At 67.1% G+C, this 15652-nt stretch carries 12 protein-coding genes; 5 read left to right on the top strand and 7 right to left on the bottom strand.

Annotated features, from left to right (window positions below; translation table 11 throughout):
* Positions 1–168 precede the first annotated feature (168 nt).
* The 4 genes from U4012_RS23895 (at position 169) to U4012_RS23880 (ending at position 4968) form a co-directional block, all read left to right on the top strand.
* Entirely contained in the window at positions 169–1362 is a 1194-nt protein-coding gene (locus U4012_RS23895) for a XylR family transcriptional regulator (protein ID WP_044844283.1), read from the top strand.
* Positions 1363–1389: 27 nt separating this feature from the next.
* Positions 1390–2478 (top strand): aldose epimerase family protein, encoded by a 1089-nt coding sequence (locus U4012_RS23890; RefSeq protein ID WP_321801956.1) that lies wholly within the window; start codon positions 1390–1392, stop codon positions 2476–2478.
* Positions 2479–2828: 350 nt separating this feature from the next.
* Positions 2829–3407 carry a DUF4337 domain-containing protein gene (locus U4012_RS23885; RefSeq protein WP_044844285.1) on the top strand — a complete coding sequence of 193 codons (579 nt, stop codon included), beginning with the start codon at positions 2829–2831 and terminating at the stop codon, positions 3405–3407.
* Between the two features lie 394 nt (positions 3408–3801).
* Positions 3802–4968, top strand: coding sequence for an arabinogalactan endo-1,4-beta-galactosidase (locus U4012_RS23880; RefSeq protein WP_321801955.1), 1167 nt, complete (start codon positions 3802–3804; stop codon positions 4966–4968).
* A gap of 108 nt (positions 4969–5076) precedes the next feature.
* Here U4012_RS23880 and U4012_RS23875 read toward each other — a convergent pair whose 3' ends face one another.
* The 6 genes from U4012_RS23875 to U4012_RS23850 form a co-directional block, all read right to left on the bottom strand.
* Positions 5077–6330 carry a sugar efflux transporter gene (locus U4012_RS23875; RefSeq protein WP_321801954.1) on the bottom strand — a complete coding sequence of 418 codons (1254 nt, stop codon included), beginning with the start codon at positions 6328–6330 and terminating at the stop codon, positions 5077–5079.
* Between the two features lie 4 nt (positions 6331–6334).
* On the bottom strand, positions 6335–8305 hold the full coding sequence (locus tag U4012_RS23870) for a beta-galactosidase (protein WP_321801953.1): 1971 nt from the start codon (positions 8303–8305) through the stop codon (positions 6335–6337).
* A gap of 36 nt (positions 8306–8341) precedes the next feature.
* Positions 8342–9193, bottom strand: a complete 852-nt coding sequence (locus U4012_RS23865) for a carbohydrate ABC transporter permease (RefSeq protein WP_321801952.1) — start codon at positions 9191–9193, stop codon at positions 8342–8344.
* A gap of 11 nt (positions 9194–9204) precedes the next feature.
* The gene (locus tag U4012_RS23860; protein ID WP_321801951.1) at positions 9205–10122 is read right to left on the bottom strand and encodes a sugar ABC transporter permease; all 918 of its coding nucleotides are present in this window, start codon (positions 10120–10122) and stop codon (positions 9205–9207) included.
* Positions 10123–10277: 155 nt separating this feature from the next.
* A complete protein-coding gene (locus tag U4012_RS23855; protein ID WP_321801950.1) occupies positions 10278–11459 on the bottom strand; it encodes an ABC transporter substrate-binding protein in 1182 nt (393 codons plus the stop codon).
* Between the two features lie 63 nt (positions 11460–11522).
* Positions 11523–12677, bottom strand: a complete 1155-nt coding sequence (locus tag U4012_RS23850; protein ID WP_321801949.1) for a sn-glycerol-3-phosphate ABC transporter ATP-binding protein UgpC — start codon at positions 12675–12677, stop codon at positions 11523–11525.
* 234 nt (positions 12678–12911) lie between these two features.
* Between U4012_RS23850 and U4012_RS23845 the strand changes: the two genes are divergently transcribed.
* The gene (locus tag U4012_RS23845) at positions 12912–13925 is read left to right on the top strand and encodes a LacI family DNA-binding transcriptional regulator (protein WP_124487296.1); all 1014 of its coding nucleotides are present in this window, start codon (positions 12912–12914) and stop codon (positions 13923–13925) included.
* A gap of 269 nt (positions 13926–14194) precedes the next feature.
* Here the strand turns inward: U4012_RS23845 and U4012_RS23840 are convergent, their stop codons facing one another.
* Positions 14195–15634: an MFS transporter gene (locus tag U4012_RS23840; RefSeq protein WP_321801948.1), complete on the bottom strand. Its 1440-nt coding sequence runs from the start codon at positions 15632–15634 to the stop codon at positions 14195–14197.
* Between the last annotated feature and the right edge of the window lie 18 nt (positions 15635–15652).

Below are 15652 nucleotides of genomic sequence, written 5' to 3'. Positions count from 1 at the left end.
GGCCGGCAATTGCGAAATTGCGCAGCATGCTTAACGTTTCTTGCCAGCCGCTGCGCGCGGTGCGCGTTCCGGCCTACAATCGCCGGACACCAGAGCATCGCGCGGCACCGTCCGCGCGCCCCGGAGACAACGGCAAGACGCCCGAGCGGCGCCCGCCCCGAGACCGACATGACCCGCGCCTCTTCCGCCCAGACACCGCACCGCATCGCGCTGCTGTTCAACGCGAACAAGGTCTACGACCGCGAGATCATCAGCGGCATCGGCCAGTACCTGCACACGACGCGTGTCGTGTGGGACCTGTTCCTCGAGGACGACTTCCGCTGCCGGCTCGCCGGCATCGAACGCTTCGACGGCGACGGCATCATCGCGGACTTCGACGATCCGGCCGTCGCCGACGCGCTCGCCGGCTCGCCGCTGCCGATCGTCGCGGTCGGCTCGTCGTACGAGGATCCCGCGCAGTATCCGCACGGCGTCCCATATATTGCGACCGACAACCCGAAGCTCGTGTCGCTCGCCTATACGCACCTGATCGGCGCGGGGCTCGCGCATTTCGCGATGTACAGCCTGCCGGTCGCGCAGGAGAACCGCTGGGCGCAGCAGCGCGAGCTCGCGTTCGATCGCCTCGCGCGCGCGGACGGGCTCGACGCGCCGATCTACCGCGGCCTGTCGACGAGCGCGTCGGGCTGGAATCACGCGATCGAGCAGCTGATCGGCTGGCTGCATGCGCTGCCGAAGCCCGTCGGCGTGATCGCGGTCACCGATGCGCGCGCGCGGCATCTGCTGCAGGCGTGCCTGATCGCCGGCATCGCGGTGCCGGAACAGGTCGCGATCATCGGCATCGACAACGATCCGCTCACGCGCACGCTGACGCGCATTCCGCTGTCGTCGGTGATCCAGGGCACCGAGGAAATGGGCCGCACCGCCGCGCACCTGCTGCACCGGATGCTGCGCGGCGCGCGTTTTCCCGGACAGCGCATCCTCGTTCCGCCGGTCGGCATCAACGTGCTCGAATCGACGCGCCACCAGCCGCTCGCGAGCCCGCACGTGATGCGCGCGCGGCATTTCATCCGGCAGTACGCGTGCCAGGGGATCAAGACCGAACAGGTCGCCGACTATGTCGGCGTGTCGCGCTCGCTGCTCGAAGAGCACTTCCGGCGCGAACTGCAGCGCACCGTGCACCAGGAAATCCTGCGTCACAAGCTCGAGGCCGCGCAGGCGCTGCTCGCGAGCCGCAACGCGTCGAGCGCGGAAGTCGCGATCCGCTGCGGCTTCACGTCGTTGCAATACATGTACGCGGTATTCCGCCGCGAACTCGGCTGCACCCCGCGCGAATACCAGGAGCGCACCGCGCCCGCCCACTGAATTCACCGCTCACGAGCGAACCCACTCATGCATATCGACACCGACTCTCCCTGCCCGGCATCCGACGCGGGCCGCATTCCGTCCGAACCGTGGGGCACGCTGCCCGGCGGCGATCCGGTGCGGCGCTACACGCTGCGCAACGCGCACGGGATGCGCGTCGTCGTCAGCGATCTCGGCGCGACCGTCGTGTCGTGGCTCGCCCCCGACCGCACCGGGCGCTTCGCCGATATCGTGCTGGCGCACGACACGCCGGCCGACTACGTCGAGTCGGGCGCCTACCTCGGCGCGACGGTCGGCCGCTGGGCGAACCGGATCGCGAATGCGCGCTTCGCGCTCGACGGCGTCGACCACACGCTCGACCGCAACGAGAACGGCAACCTGCTGCACGGCGGCGCGAGCGGCTTTCACCGCGCGCGCTGGGACGTGGTCGACGACCGTGGCGGGCTGACGCTGCGGCTCGATTCGCCGGAAGGCGATGCGGGCTTTCCGGGCAACGTGACGGTGCAGGTGCGTTATACGCTCGACGACGACGGCACGCTGACGATCGACTACGCGGGCGTGACCGATGCGCCGACGCCGCTGAACCTGACCAATCACAGCTACTTCAACCTGAGCGGGCGCGCGGGCAGCGACGTGCGCGGACACTTGCTGCAGATCGACGCCGACGCGTTCGTCGAAGTGGACGACGCGCTGATCCCGACCGGCACCGCCGACGTGACGGGTAGCGCGTTCGATTTCCGGCAGAGCGCGCCGATCGGCGCGCGCCTCGACTGGCCGCATGCGCAGCTCACGCGCGGGCGCGGCTTCGATCATTGTTATGTGCTGCGCGAGCCTGGGCGCGGCGTGCGGCCCGTCGCATCGATCTACGATCCGGAAAGCGGTCGCGAACTCGCCGTGTCGACTGATCAGCGAGGGCTTCAGCTGTATACGGGCAACTATCTGGACGGTGTGCGCGTGAGCGGCGGCGGGTCTTGCGTACGACATGCGGCGCTGTGCGTCGAAGCCGGGTGCTTTCCGAACCAGGTCAACATGGACGCGTTGCGCGACGAAACCATCCTTCGTCCGGGCCGGACCTATCGCCAGACGACGCGATATCGGGTCGGCGTTCGCGGGTAGCGGTAGCGGACACGTCGGGCCGGGTCGGGTCGCATGCGAACGCGCCAGTCCGCAAACTGCCATGTACACCGGTCGGCATGCCCGCTCCGAAACCACTGGGTCAATCACGTCAACCGGGATACCGAATCCGTCCAGGCAGCGGCCGCCTGAGGTTTATCGTTTATCCGCCGCGATGCGGTCCTAGAGGGTCCGGATCCGTCGCTGAACATGGCGCGAGACGCGCCGGGCTGGCGCGTCGCGCGAAAGCATCGCCAGCACGCAAACCTGTGTCAGACTCCCATGTGCGATCGAGCGTCCGTGCGCAGTCGGCCGGCGCCGGATTTCATTCAACTCTTGCGGGTTCCTTACGGATGTCTGAAGAATACGAAGTTCATGGCCCTCACGACCATGCGGCGGAACATCATGCGGCTCACGGCGGCGATCAAGGTACGTCGCGCATCGCCGTGCTGACGGCCGTGCTTGCCTGCTTCGGTGCGATATCGGCCTACCAGAGCGGTGCCGACGAAAGCCTCGCGCTACTGTACAAGAATGACGCCGCGATCCGGAAAACCGAGGCTGCGAACCAGTGGGCCTACTATCAGGCGAAGGGCAACAAGCAGAACCTCGCCGAACTCGGCGCGGCGTTGAGCCCGGACGCGTCGCCGCAGCGCAAGCGGTTCGAGGCGGACGCCGCACGATACCGCGCCGACAAGGAACCGATCCGGGCGCAAGCCGAGGCGCTCGAAAAGGAAGTCGAGAAGAACAACGCGGCCAGCGAGGCGCGGATGCACCGACACCATCGTTGGTCGCAGGCAACGACCGTCATTCAGATCTCGATCGCACTGGCGGCGATCACGATCCTCACGCGCCGTTCATGGATGCAGGGTCTGTCGATCGGCGTGGCCGCAATCGGCATCGTGATCGCGGGGTTGGCGTTCTTCGGGGTTTGATTGACGGCGAGGCCGTCGCAGTCCGGTCATATCCCGACCATGCCGTGTTGCCTACGTGAAGCCACGCGCGCATCGGACCCAACGTGCTCCCGGCGCGGCGATCATCGCCGTGGTCAGTGGGGCTTCATGCAGTCAGACGGCTCAGGATTCGCCACGAACGGCACCTGAGAAAAAGCACGACTCTGCGCCGGGCGCAAGATTGATCCGCCTGTCTCTCCTCACCGTCCCCACGCCTGTCGCCAGATAGTAGGCAACGCACGCGTTCTTTGCGTTAGCAACGGCGGCTGCGCTACGCTCGATCCGGCCTCGTATCGAGGCTGAAATTTAAGCGCTTAAACCAACGAAGCCCGCGATCCTGCGATCGATCGACCGGGCCCGATACTGGAGGATGACGATGAACAGACGATCGATGTTGCGCTGGAGTGTCTCGACCGCGGCGCTCGCGTGCGTCGACCTGGCCGGCGCGTTGCCGGCCGTCGCGCAAGGCGTCGCGCGCGCCGCAGGCAGCGCGGGTATCCCGTTCGCGATGGGCGCCGACGTGTCGACGCTGCCGGAACTCGAGGCGCACGGTGCACGGTACTTCGACCGCGGGCATCCGCGCGACTGCCTGAAGATCCTGCATGCGCATGGCGTCGATTCGATCCGCATCAAGGTATGGAACGATCCCGGCAATCCGGATTTCTTTCCCGCGAACCAGAGCGATGCGGCAGGCTACAACGACGCGGCCCATGTCGTGGCGCTCGCGAAGCGCGCGGCCGCGCTCGGCATGCGCATCCTGATCGACTTCCACTACAGCGACTGGTGGGCCGACCCCGGCAAGCAATACCCGCCGCATGCATGGGCCGGCAAGAATCTCGCCGACACGTGCGCACTGCTGTCGGCCTATACGACCGACGTGCTGCGCCAGCTTCAGCGCGCCGGCGTGCGGCCCGAGTGGGTGCAGATCGGCAACGAGATCACGGGCGGCATGCTGTGGCCGCTCGGCCGCTACGACCAGTGGGATAACCTCGCGCAACTGCTGAAGACGGGCCACGATGCGGTGAAGGCCGTCGATCCGCGCATCAAGGTGATGCTGCACATCGACAGCGGCGGCGACAACGCGAAAAGCCGCTGGTGGTTCGACAGCGCGACGCAACGCGGTGTCGCGTTCGACGTGATCGGCCTGTCGTATTACCCGCAGTGGCAAGGCGCGCTCGACGACCTGCGCAACAACGCGAACGACCTCGCCGTGCGCTACGACAAGGAGCTGATCGTCGTCGAGACCGCGTATCCGTGGACCACCAGCGACGGCGACTCGGAGCCGAATGCGATGACGAACACCGGCTCGACCGCGTTCCCGCCGTCGCCGGCCGGCCAGGCGCAGTTCCTCGCGGCGGTCGTCGATATCGTGAAGGGCGTGCCGGGCAATCGCGGCAAGGGCGTGTTCTGGTGGGAACCGGAATGGATCCCGACACCGGGCGTCGGCTGGAAGCTGGGCGCGGGCGATCAGTGGGACAACAATACGCTGTTCGACTTCCACGGCAATGCGCTGGCGTCGCTCGACGCGTATCGCAAGCGTTGACGCGTCACGGCATCGTCGATTCACCGCACCGGCGCATCGTGCGTCAGTGCGGTGGGTTGAAGCGGTGTCGTGCGGGCGGTGTGGTGTCGCTTGTGTCGCTTGTGTCGCTCATACCGCTCGCTGCGCCGTTCCGCTCACACCGCCCCGCTCGCCGCGCGCATCCAGCGCGAGCAGCACGCACGCCACGAGCGCGAGCCCGCAGCACCCCGCGAACGTCGCGCGATAGCCGAACAGGTCGACGCACGCCCCCGACAGCACACCCGACGCGATCGAGCCGACGCGCGCGGTGCTGAAGAACATCGCGGTCGCGGTGCCGGGGCGCGTGGGCATCAGGTCGCATACGCGCGTCATCCCGAGGCAAGACGTGATCGCGACCACGCAAGCGCTCAACAACTGCAGCGGCAGGATCAGGTCGACTCGCGTCACCGCCGCGAGCCCGATGAAATACGCCGCATGCACGACCGCGCATGCGGTCAGCCAGCGTGCCTTGTCGAGCCGCGTCGAGCGGATGCCGAGCCACAGCATCATCGGAATCTCGAGCAACGCGGCCAGACCCAGCGCAGCCGACACGTTCGCCGGCGTGCCGCCGAGCCCGCGCACGATGTACAGCGGCAGCACGATCATCGTCGCGTTCGCCGCGAGCCCCATCAGCGTCAGCGCGACGAGAGTCCGCAGCACGCGCGCGCGCGGCGCGACGACGCCCGACGCAGCATCGCCCGACGGCGCCGGGGCGTGGTCGACCGCGCGCACGTGAACGGCGGCCGGACGCCGCGCAGGCTCCGGAATCCGCGCGACGATCGCCGCGCACGCGACGAAGCCCGCCGAAGCCGCGAGAAAGAGCCCGGTGAAACCCGTCTGCGCGAGGATCATTGCGCCGAGCGCGGGCCCGAACACCCACGCGACCGACAGCATCGTGCGCAGCGCGGCCGACGCGAGCTCGCGCTGTGCATCGTCATCGACCGGCAGCACCGCGCGCGCGAACGAGAAGATCTGCGACAACGACACGGCCCCCGCGCCGAGCAGGATCGTGCCGGCCGCGATCACCGGTCCGTGCGCGCGCAGCACGCACAGCAGCGCGAAGCCGAGCGCGGCAGCGGCGAGCAACAGCCGGTGGCGGTCGCGGCGATCGGACCAGCGTCCGGCCCACGTGCTGGCGACGACACCGCTCGCCGCGATCAGCGTCATGAATACGCCGGCCAGTGACGGCGACATTGCTGCCGCCTGCACGCCGAACAGCGACAGGTACGGCGCCGTAAACGACATCGCGACGCCGAGCATCAGCGCCGCCGCGGACAGCGGCACGAAATGCGCGATCCCGGCGAGGCGCGCGAACTGCAATCGCAGCGGCTGCAACGACTGCATCGCGTCAGTCCGGCTCGACCCATGCGGCGACGTCGACCGCGCCGAGTTCGCGGCCGCCGAGCACGAAACGCGCACCGTCCGGCGCGGGCAGCGTGCACGTTGCGTCGCCGTAGTTGAACGCGAACACGACGCGCCCGCGCCGGCGCAAGCGCACGCCGTCGGGCAATGCACGCACCGGCAGTCCGGCGTCGCGCGCGCAGCGGCCGACGATCGCACGCAACAGCGTGCGATCGAAGCAGGCGGTCGCCATCGTCACGTGGCCGCGCCGCACGAGTGCGGGCACGCCGTCATCGCAGGCCGCGAGCACGTCGACACCGGTGACCGATTCCATATCGACGTGATCGCGCCATTTCAGCGCGTGGCCGTCGATGCCGTCGAACGCGACGCGCGGGGCGAGCGACGGCCGCAGCGATTCGACCTGGCCGATCCGCACCGGCAGCACGTCACGCAGCTTGCCGGGTGCGAGGCCCGGCGCGATGGCGAATGCCGCCGTACGCGAACCCGTGCGCGGCCCGAACAACCAGTGCGCGGTCCCGCGCGCGGCCTGCTCGACGATGCGATCCGTGACGACCGGCAGCGTCGGCGCGACGACGAACGCATAACGCGACACGTCCGCACCGGCCGCGACGATATCGACGTCGATCCCGAGTTCGCGCAGCGCGCGATACCAGTCGAACGCATGTTGCTGATAGTCGAAGTCGGCGCCATGCGGCTGGATCCGGATCATCCAGTCCGCCTCGTAGTCGAACAGCAGCGCGACGCGCGCCGGACGCTCCGAACCCGCGAAGCACCCGGGATCCAGCGCAGCCAGTTCACGCGCGACGCGCGCCACTTCATGACCGCCCGGCGACAGCCGGTCGTCCGGCGCGTTGAGCCCCGAATGCAGTTGCTCCTGCGCATGCGGATACTGCCGCCAGCGGAAATACGATACGAGCTCCGCGCCATGCGCGAACGCTTCCCACGTCCACAGCCGCACCGCGCCGGCATTCGGCACCGGGTTGTACGGCCCCCAGTTGACGGGCCCCGCCTGTTGCTCCATCACCCACATCCGGCCGTTGCCGACGCCGCGATACAGGTCGTGCGAGAACGCCGACACGTCCGGGTGCCCGGTGCGGGCCCAGCGCCGCTTGTCCGCTTCGTCGAGCGGCAGCACTTCGGTGCGCGGCACCGGGTAGCTGTCCCACGCGGCCACGTCGAGGCCGCCGCGCGCGAACGCGTAGTGATCGAACTCGGTGAAAAAGCCCATGAAGTTGTGCAGCACGTCGCGGCCCGGTGCGTGCGGGCGGATTGCATCGACCTGCACGGCATGAAACCGCGCGACCTCGTCCGACTGATAGCGCCTGAAGTCGAGCAGATGAGCGGGATTCGCGTCGGTCGGTGTATGGCGCGGCAGTTCGATCTCGTCGAAGCCGCGATACTCCATGCTCCAGAACACGTTGCCCCACGCGCGGTTCAGCGTGCCGATATCGCCGTAGCGCACGGCGAGCCATGCGCGAAAACCTTCGAGCGCCGCACGCGTATAGCTCGGCAGCGTGTTGTGGCAGCCGATCTCGTTGTCGGTCTGCCATGCGATCACCGCCGGATGCGCGCCGTAGCGCCGCGCCATCGCGTCCACGATGCGCACGCAGTGCTCGCGATACACGTGGCTCGCGATATCGTAGTGGCGACGCGAGCCGAACTGCCACACCGCGCCGTCCGCGCCGATCGGCAGGATCTCCGGATGACGATCGACGAGCCATTTCGGCGGCGCGGCGGTCGGCGTGCCGAGCACGATCTTCAGCTGCTGGCCGGCGAGCGTGTCGATCGCTTCGTCGAGCCACGCCCAGTCGTAGCGGCCGGGTTCCGGCTCCATCCGGCTCCACGCGAATTCGGCGATCCGCACGCGGGTCAGGCCCAGTTCGGCCATCCGCCGCGCATCGCGCTCCCATTGTTCGCGCGGCCAGTGTTCGGGGTAGTAGCAAACGCCGAGGTGCATCGTGGATTCCTTGCAGATGAAAGAGGATGGGACGGGTCAGCCCTTGGTCGCGCCGAACGTGAGCCCGGTGACGAAGTGCTTCTGCATCGCGAAGAACATCAGCACCGACGGCAGCGCCGCGAGCACCGAGCCGGCCGACACGATGTTCCAGGCGGTCGTCCACTGCCCCTTGAGCGCGGCGACGCCGACAGTAATCGGCGCCGCGTCGTCGCCTTGCGTGAGGCACAGCGCCCAGAAATAGTCGTTCCACACGAACGTAAATACGAGGATCGCGAGTGCCGCGAGCGCCGGCCGCACGAGCGGCAGCACGACGCGCCAGTAGATCGCCCATTCGGACGCGCCTTCGACGCGCGCGGCCTCGATCAGCTCGAACGGCAACTCGCGGATGAAGTTGCGCAGGAACAGCGTGCAGAAACCGGTCTGGAATGCGGTATGGAACAGCACGAGCGCCCACACGGTGTTGTATAGGCCGACGTCGAGCATGATCTGCCGCACCGGGATCATCAGGATCTGGATCGGCACGAAGTTGCCGGCGACGAACAGCCCGAGCAGCACGAGATTGCCGCGGAACCGGTAGTTCGCGAGCGCGTGCCCCGCGAGCGACGCGAGCAGGATCGATGCCGCGACCGACGGCACCGTGATCAGGATGCTGTTCGCGAAGTAATGCAGCATCGGCGTCTGCGTGAGCGCGGTGCCGTAGTTGTCGAGCAGCGCGAACTGCTTCGGCCAGCTCCAGTAATGACCGGCGATGATCTCGTCGGTCGAGCGGATCGACGTGACGAGCACCGCGAGCAGCGGCACGAGCCACAGCGCGAGCGCGCACGGCAGCGACAGCCGGTACAGCAGACGGGCGGGTCGTCCCCAACGGGACACGGGCATCGGATACATGTTTGCGATCCTTACGATTCGACGCGCACCAGCTTGCGCAGCTGCCACACGATATAGACGAGCATGATCGCGAACAGCACGACCGCGATCGCGGCCGAATAGCCTTCGCGGTAGTACTTGATCGCCTGGTCGACCATGAAGTACGCGAGCACGGTCGAGCTGTCGAACGGGCCGCCTCCCGTCATCACGGAGATCAGGTCGAAGCTGCGCAGCGCGCCGATTACGGTCAGCACCACCGCCATGAAGGTCGCCGGCCGCAATTGCGGCAGGATCACGTGCCACAGCAGCGTGAAGCCGCGTGCGCCTTCCATCCTCGCCGCTTCGACGATCTCGCCGTTGATGCCGGTGAGCCCGGTCAGGTAGAGGATCATGCAGAACGGAATCTGCGGCCACAGCGCGGCGACGATCACGCCGTAGGTCGCATAGCGCGGATCGCCGAGCACCGGGATCCCGTGTCCGACGATCAGCTTCAGCAGTCCGAACGTCGGATCGTAGAACCACGAGAACACCAGGCCCACGACGACGCCGGGCAACACGAATGGTGCGAAGAACAGCGACTTCACGAGCCGGATGCCGAACACGTTCTGGTTCAGGTACAGCGCGAGCGCGAGGCCGAGCGGCGGCGCGGCGAGGAACAGCGCGAGCCACAGCACGTTGTTCTTCAGCGCGACGTAGAACGTATCGGACTGCAGCAGCTCGCGATAGTTGTCGAGCCCGGCATACGTCATCGGCGTCATCCCGTCCCAGTGATGGAAGCTCAGCCAGATGCTGCTGACGATCGGATACAGCACGAACACGGTGAAAAGCGCGAATCCCGGCAGCACGAACCACAGGGCCGCGCGGTTGCGCCGGCGCGCGAGCGACGCGCGCGCATGCCGCTGCGGGCCGGCTTCGCGGCGCACGGCGCTTTCGGACAGGCTGGTTGACATGAGGTGACCTTCGACGAAACGAACCAAACGAACCCAACGAACGAGACGGTGACAACGACGCACCGGACCGGCATGCGCCGGCCCGGCCGCGCGGCGCGTTATTTCCGGTAGATGCGCTTGCGAGTCTGCTCGAGGCGCTGCAGGATCGCATCGAGCTACGTCGGGTCGGACAGGAACTGCTGCATCGCCTTCATCCCCTCGTCCGCCATTTCCTTCGTCATGTCGCGATCGTAGAACTGCGCGATGCCGCCGGGCGTCGTCGCGAGCGTGCGGAAGCCGATCTTCGAGATCGGGTCCTGCGGCTCGGGCGCCTTGTTGTTCGACGGCAACTGCCCCATTCCCTTCGCGAACTCGCCGCTCACCGCCGGTTGCCCCATGAACGCGAGGAAGCGACGCGCGTCCGTCTTGTTGTGCGCCTTCGCCGGCACGATCAGCACGTTGACCGGGCCATCTTCCGCAAGCGGCACCGACGCATCGATCACCGGGAAGCGGAAGAAGCCGATCGGGTTGCGCGCCGCACTCAGCAGGCCCGCCGAATACCAGGTGCCCATCAGCGTCATCGCGGCCTGGCCGTTGACGATCAGCGGGCTCAGCGAATCGACGTCGTAGGACAGCGCGTTGTCGATGAAATACTTGTCGTCGATCAGCTTCTTCCATGCCGCGTACACGGCCCGCACGCGCGGATCGGTATACGCGACGTCGCCGGCCATCAGCTTCTGGTGGAATGCATAGCCGTTGATCCGCAGGTCGAGATAGTCGAACCACGCGGCGAGCGTCCACGCATCGCGCGCGGCCACCGCGACCGGCGCGATGCCGGCCGCCTTCAGCTTGCGGCACGCGTCGAGAAACTGCGCCCAGTCGGCCGGCTCGCCGTGAATGCCGGCCTTCTCGAACATGTCCTTGCGGTAGAACAACCCATACGCGTCGTAGCCGAGCGGCAAACTATAGAGCTTGCCGCCGTAGGTCGACGACTGCTTCACGGCCGCATACGTGTCGTTCCAGCCGTTCTTCTGCCAGTCCGCGCTCAGGTCCTCGATCAGCCCGCGCTTCGCGAAGTACGCGAGCCGTTCGCCGTTGTTCCAGCTCAGCACGTCGGGCGGATCGGTCGCGAGCCAGCCCGACATCTGCACCTTGTACGCCTCCTCGCCCACGTAGCTGACCTTCAGGTCGATATCCGGATTCGCCTTGTGGAACTGGTCGAACGCCGCCTGCCACGTCGCACGCTGGTTGCCGCGCGCGGCGACGTTCACCTTCAGCGTGCCCGCATCGGCCGTCCCCGCGGCGCATGCCGCGGCAGTCGTCAGGGCAAGCAGCAATCGGCTCGCACGAAGTCTCATCGTTGTCTCCTGGTATTGGTGTGATGGGTGCCGCGTCGCGCGCGGCGGGTCGGCAGTGCGCCGCTACGCGAACGCCGCTTCGGCGTGGACGGCCGGCAACGCGATGCCGGCCTCGTCGAACAGGTGGCAGCACGACGGCGACACGCGGAATGCATGCCGTTCGCCGCGCCGCAACGCGGCCTGGCCCGGCAGTTTCGCGAGCAGCGGCACGCCGCCGGGCTGGTCGAGATGCACGTACGCGGCTTCGCCGAGCTGCTCGACGAGTACGACGTCACGCACGATCGCCGGCAAGTCGGCATCGCCCGCCGTGGCGACCGTCAGATGCTCGGGACGAATCCCGAGCGTCACGCGCGCGCCGCTGCCGACGTGGCGCGGCAACGGCCGATCGTGCAGCGTCAGCGTTTCGCCGGTTCCATCCAGGCGCAGCCGGCAGCCATGCGCATCGCCCGCTTCGACGACCGCCGGCAGGAAGTTCATCCGCGGCGAGCCGATGAATCCCGCGACGAAGCGGTTGGCCGGCCGGTGATACAGCTCGAGCGGTGCACCGGCCTGTGCGATGCTGCCGAAGCGCGCGACGTCGTCGCCCGCGTGCAGCAGCACGATCCGGTCGGCCAGCGTCATCGCCTCGATCTGGTCGTGCGTCACGTAGACGGAGCTCGATTGCGTGAAGCGTGCGTGCAGGCGGGCAATCTCGACGCGTGTCTGGCCGCGCAGCGTCGCGTCGAGATTCGACAGCGGCTCGTCGAACAGGAACACGCGCGGCTCGCGCACGATCGCGCGGCCGATCGCGACGCGCTGCCGCTGGCCGCCCGACAACGCCTTCGGCTTGCGATCGAGCAGCGCGTCGAGCTGCAGCACGCGCGCGGCTTCGGTCACGCGGCGCCGGATTTCATCCTTCGGCGTGCCGGCGATGCGCAGGCCGAAGCCGATGTTGTCGAACACGGTCATGTGCGGAAACAGCGCATAGCTCTGGAACACCATCGCTACACCGCGCTCGGCAGGCGGCGTGTCGTTCATGCGCGCACCGCCGATCCGCAGTTCGCCGTCGGTCACGTCCTCGAGCCCGGCGATCATCCGCAACAGCGTTGACTTGCCGCAGCCCGACGGACCGAGAAACACGCAGAACTCGTGCGACGCGATCTCGAGGTTCACATCGCGCAGCACCGGCGCATGGTCGCCGTAGCGCTTCGAGACGTCCTTCAATGAAATGGCGGTCATCGCGCTCTCCTCTTCCGGTCAGGCGCTACGGATCGAGAAATTTAATCGCTTAAATTTCAGTGGTGCAGTTCGCCCGGTTCGCCGTACCATGTCGTCTCCTTGATCTGATGTGCCCAGAACTTAGCGTATCGCCTGTCCTTGTGCAACTAGTGGGACGCACTCCCAGAATATGAGCAGACACTCCCCCGCTTCGCTTCCGTCGCGCCTCTTCTCCCGACCACCTGCAGGCCGCGCATGGTGACGCTCGCGCAAGTCGCGCAGCGCGCGAACGTCACTGCTGCGACCGTCTCGAACGTGCTGCGCAATCCGCAGAAGGTGAAGCCGGCAACCGTCGAACGCGTGATGGCCGCGATCCGCGAACTCGGCTATCGGCCGAACCTGACCGCGCGCGCGCTGGCCGAGGGCCGCACGTCGACGCTCGCGCTGATGCTGTCGAACATCACGAACCCGTTCTATCCGGAGTTCGTGCTGGCCGCGGAGCGCGAGGCGCGCAAGCGCGGCCATTACCTGCTGGTGTCGAATACCGACGACGATCCGGCCATCACGCGCAACTACCTCGAGCGGATCGCGGGGACGCTCGCCGCCGGCGCGATCGTGATGAACACCGACCTCGCCGAAGCCGAGCTGGCCGACATCGCACGCCACGGTGCGTCGATCGTGCTGTGCATGTGGGAGCACGTGCATGCGTCGCGCACGCTGCCATGCGTGACGGTCGATTTCGCGGCGGCGGGGGCGCTGGCGGCCACGCACCTGTCCGGGCTGCGGCATCGCGCGTTCGGCGCGCTCGTCGGCAGGGGATCGGGCGGCCCGCAGTCGGTGCGGCTGCGCGGCTTCGCCGACGAACTCGCGGCACGCGGCCATCCGGCGGACGCGTTGACGACCGTGTCGGCGCACGATTCGATCGAAGGCGGCTACGAAGCGGCTGCTGCGTTACTGAGGGCGCAGCCCGGCCTCACCGCGCTGTTCGCGACCAACGACCTGATGGCGATCGGCGCGATGCAGGCGGCAGCCGATCTCGGCCTGCGCGTGCCGGCCGATCTGTCGGTGATCGGCATGACCGATATCCAGCTCGCGCACCAGTTCCGCCCCGCGCTGACGACGGTGCGGTTTCCGACGTCGCAGATCGCCGCGCGGGCGATCGCGCTGACGCTCGACATGATCGACGGGATCGAACCGGCTGCCGCCGTGCATACGATCGGGGCGCCGGAGCTTGTCGTGCGGGAGTCGACGGGGGTGGCGCGGGGGTGAGGGTTCGATTCGGCCGGCGGAGCCATCTGTTCGCCGGCGCAGGTGGCGAACGTGCCGCCGCGATGTACAGCCTGATCGGCACGGCACGACGAGGCGATTCGGGAACGTGCGTCGTGCCGGCCAATCGTCGCCGAACGCCTTCTGCCACTTGACGGCCTCGGCATCGTCGGCCTGGCGACGGCAAGATCCACATGCCGGACCGATCTTCGAACCATCAAACCGCAACGTGCCCTCGTACGCGTCGCGGTTGTCGAGATAATCGTGACGGGTCAGTGGTTCAGTTCCTCGAGCCGCACACCATTGGTCTTCGGTCCAAAGAGGCCGATTGACACCGCGACCATCAGCATACATGCCGTGATGCCGGCAAATACCCCTGGCACGCCGAAATCACGGAGAAGGAATGCGATCAAAAAGCCCGACATCATCGCACCGACCCGGCTGGCCGAATACACGATGCCGTTGGCCCGGCCCCGTATCGCTGTCGGGAACAACTCTGCCTGGTACGCGTGATAGCAGACCGAGATGATCTGGCCGGCGAAGCTGATCAACACACCGAGGATGATCAGCGGTGCCATCGTCCTGGCATGTGCGAACGCCATCCCGCATAGGATCACGATCAACGCACCGCCAACGATCAGGTATTTGCGCTGGATCCTGTCGGCGACCGCCATCGCCAGCAGCGGTCCGATCGGCAACGCGAACGCGATGATGAACGAATAGAGCAGGCTTTTCGTGACGGTGATGCCCTGGCTGATCAACAGCGTCGGCACCCAGCTCGCAAAACCATAGTAGCCGATCGCCTGGCAGAAGTTGAAGACAATCAGAATCACCATGCGTGATCGATAAGGTTGCTGCCACAACTCCGCAAGCGATGCACGTCGATGCTTCGGCTGCACCACGACCTGCGACGGGGGCGGCAGCGACCGCCCCGACTGACGCTCGACGATCGCCTCGATGTTCCGCACGATCGCGTCGCTCTCGTCGAGTTTTCCGCGTATGGCGAGCCACCGCGGGCTCTCGGGCACACCGCGCCGGATGAACCACACCAGCAACGCGCCGGCCGCGCCTGCGAGCACCACGACCCGCCACCCTTCGATACCGAACACCGTGGTCGGTACGAGCCAGTACGACAGGATCGCGGCGACTGGAGCCGCCGCGAACATCACACTCTGGTTGAACGCCATCGCGCGGCCGCGCATGTGTTGCGGCACAACCTCCGTCACATAGCTGTCGATCGTGATGATTTCGACCCCGACGCCGATGCCGGTGATGAAGCGCCAGAAAATCATCCCCTCCGGGGTGGTCTGGAAGGCCATGATCACTGAACCGACCGAATACCAGAGCAGCGAGACCGTGAACACCGAGCGCCGGCCGTATCGATCGGGCAGCCAGCCCAGTCCGAACGTCCCGACGAACAGGCCGGCGAATGTCGCGGCGATGAAGCCGGCGATCCCGGTGAAGCCGAAAAACGCGTGCGTGGTCGTTTGCAGCACCCCGCTCTTCGTCATGCCCGGCGCGATGTAGCCGGTGAAGATCAGGTCGTAGACTTCGAAAAAGCCACCCAACGAGATCAGCAGCACCAGCATCCATAGATGGCGGGTGATCGGAAGGCGATCCATACGCGCGGCGATTGCGGCACCCGGCGAGTTGTCGACGTTGACGACGAGTTGATCGTGCGGACGGGAATCCGCGGTTGCTGTGGAATGCATGTATGTCTCCTGGATACG

Source organism: Burkholderia sp. BCC1988, from assembly GCF_905339895.1.
Taxonomy (GTDB): Bacteria; Pseudomonadota; Gammaproteobacteria; order Burkholderiales; family Burkholderiaceae; genus Burkholderia.
This window is presented reverse-complemented; position numbering and strand designations above follow the sequence as displayed.

What these genes read in the sequence shown, in the direction of transcription:
- U4012_RS23840 (WP_321801948.1), bottom strand. Translation starts at nt 15,634, where the DNA reads ATGCATTCCACAGCAACCGCGGATTCCCGTCCGCACGATCAACTCGTC.
- U4012_RS23885 (WP_044844285.1), top strand. Translation starts at nt 2,829, where the DNA reads ATGTCTGAAGAATACGAAGTTCATGGCCCTCACGACCATGCGGCGGAA.
- U4012_RS23865 (WP_321801952.1), bottom strand. Translation starts at nt 9,193, where the DNA reads ATGTATCCGATGCCCGTGTCCCGTTGGGGACGACCCGCCCGTCTGCTG.
- U4012_RS23870 (WP_321801953.1), bottom strand. Translation starts at nt 8,305, where the DNA reads ATGCACCTCGGCGTTTGCTACTACCCCGAACACTGGCCGCGCGAACAA.
- U4012_RS23895 (WP_044844283.1), top strand. Translation starts at nt 169, where the DNA reads ATGACCCGCGCCTCTTCCGCCCAGACACCGCACCGCATCGCGCTGCTG.
- U4012_RS23890 (WP_321801956.1), top strand. Translation starts at nt 1,390, where the DNA reads ATGCATATCGACACCGACTCTCCCTGCCCGGCATCCGACGCGGGCCGC.
- U4012_RS23845 (WP_124487296.1), top strand. Translation starts at nt 12,912, where the DNA reads ATGGTGACGCTCGCGCAAGTCGCGCAGCGCGCGAACGTCACTGCTGCG.
- U4012_RS23855 (WP_321801950.1), bottom strand. Translation starts at nt 11,459, where the DNA reads ATGAGACTTCGTGCGAGCCGATTGCTGCTTGCCCTGACGACTGCCGCG.
- U4012_RS23850 (WP_321801949.1), bottom strand. Translation starts at nt 12,677, where the DNA reads ATGACCGCCATTTCATTGAAGGACGTCTCGAAGCGCTACGGCGACCAT.
- U4012_RS23880 (WP_321801955.1), top strand. Translation starts at nt 3,802, where the DNA reads ATGAACAGACGATCGATGTTGCGCTGGAGTGTCTCGACCGCGGCGCTC.
- U4012_RS23875 (WP_321801954.1), bottom strand. Translation starts at nt 6,330, where the DNA reads ATGCAGTCGTTGCAGCCGCTGCGATTGCAGTTCGCGCGCCTCGCCGGG.
- U4012_RS23860 (WP_321801951.1), bottom strand. Translation starts at nt 10,122, where the DNA reads ATGTCAACCAGCCTGTCCGAAAGCGCCGTGCGCCGCGAAGCCGGCCCG.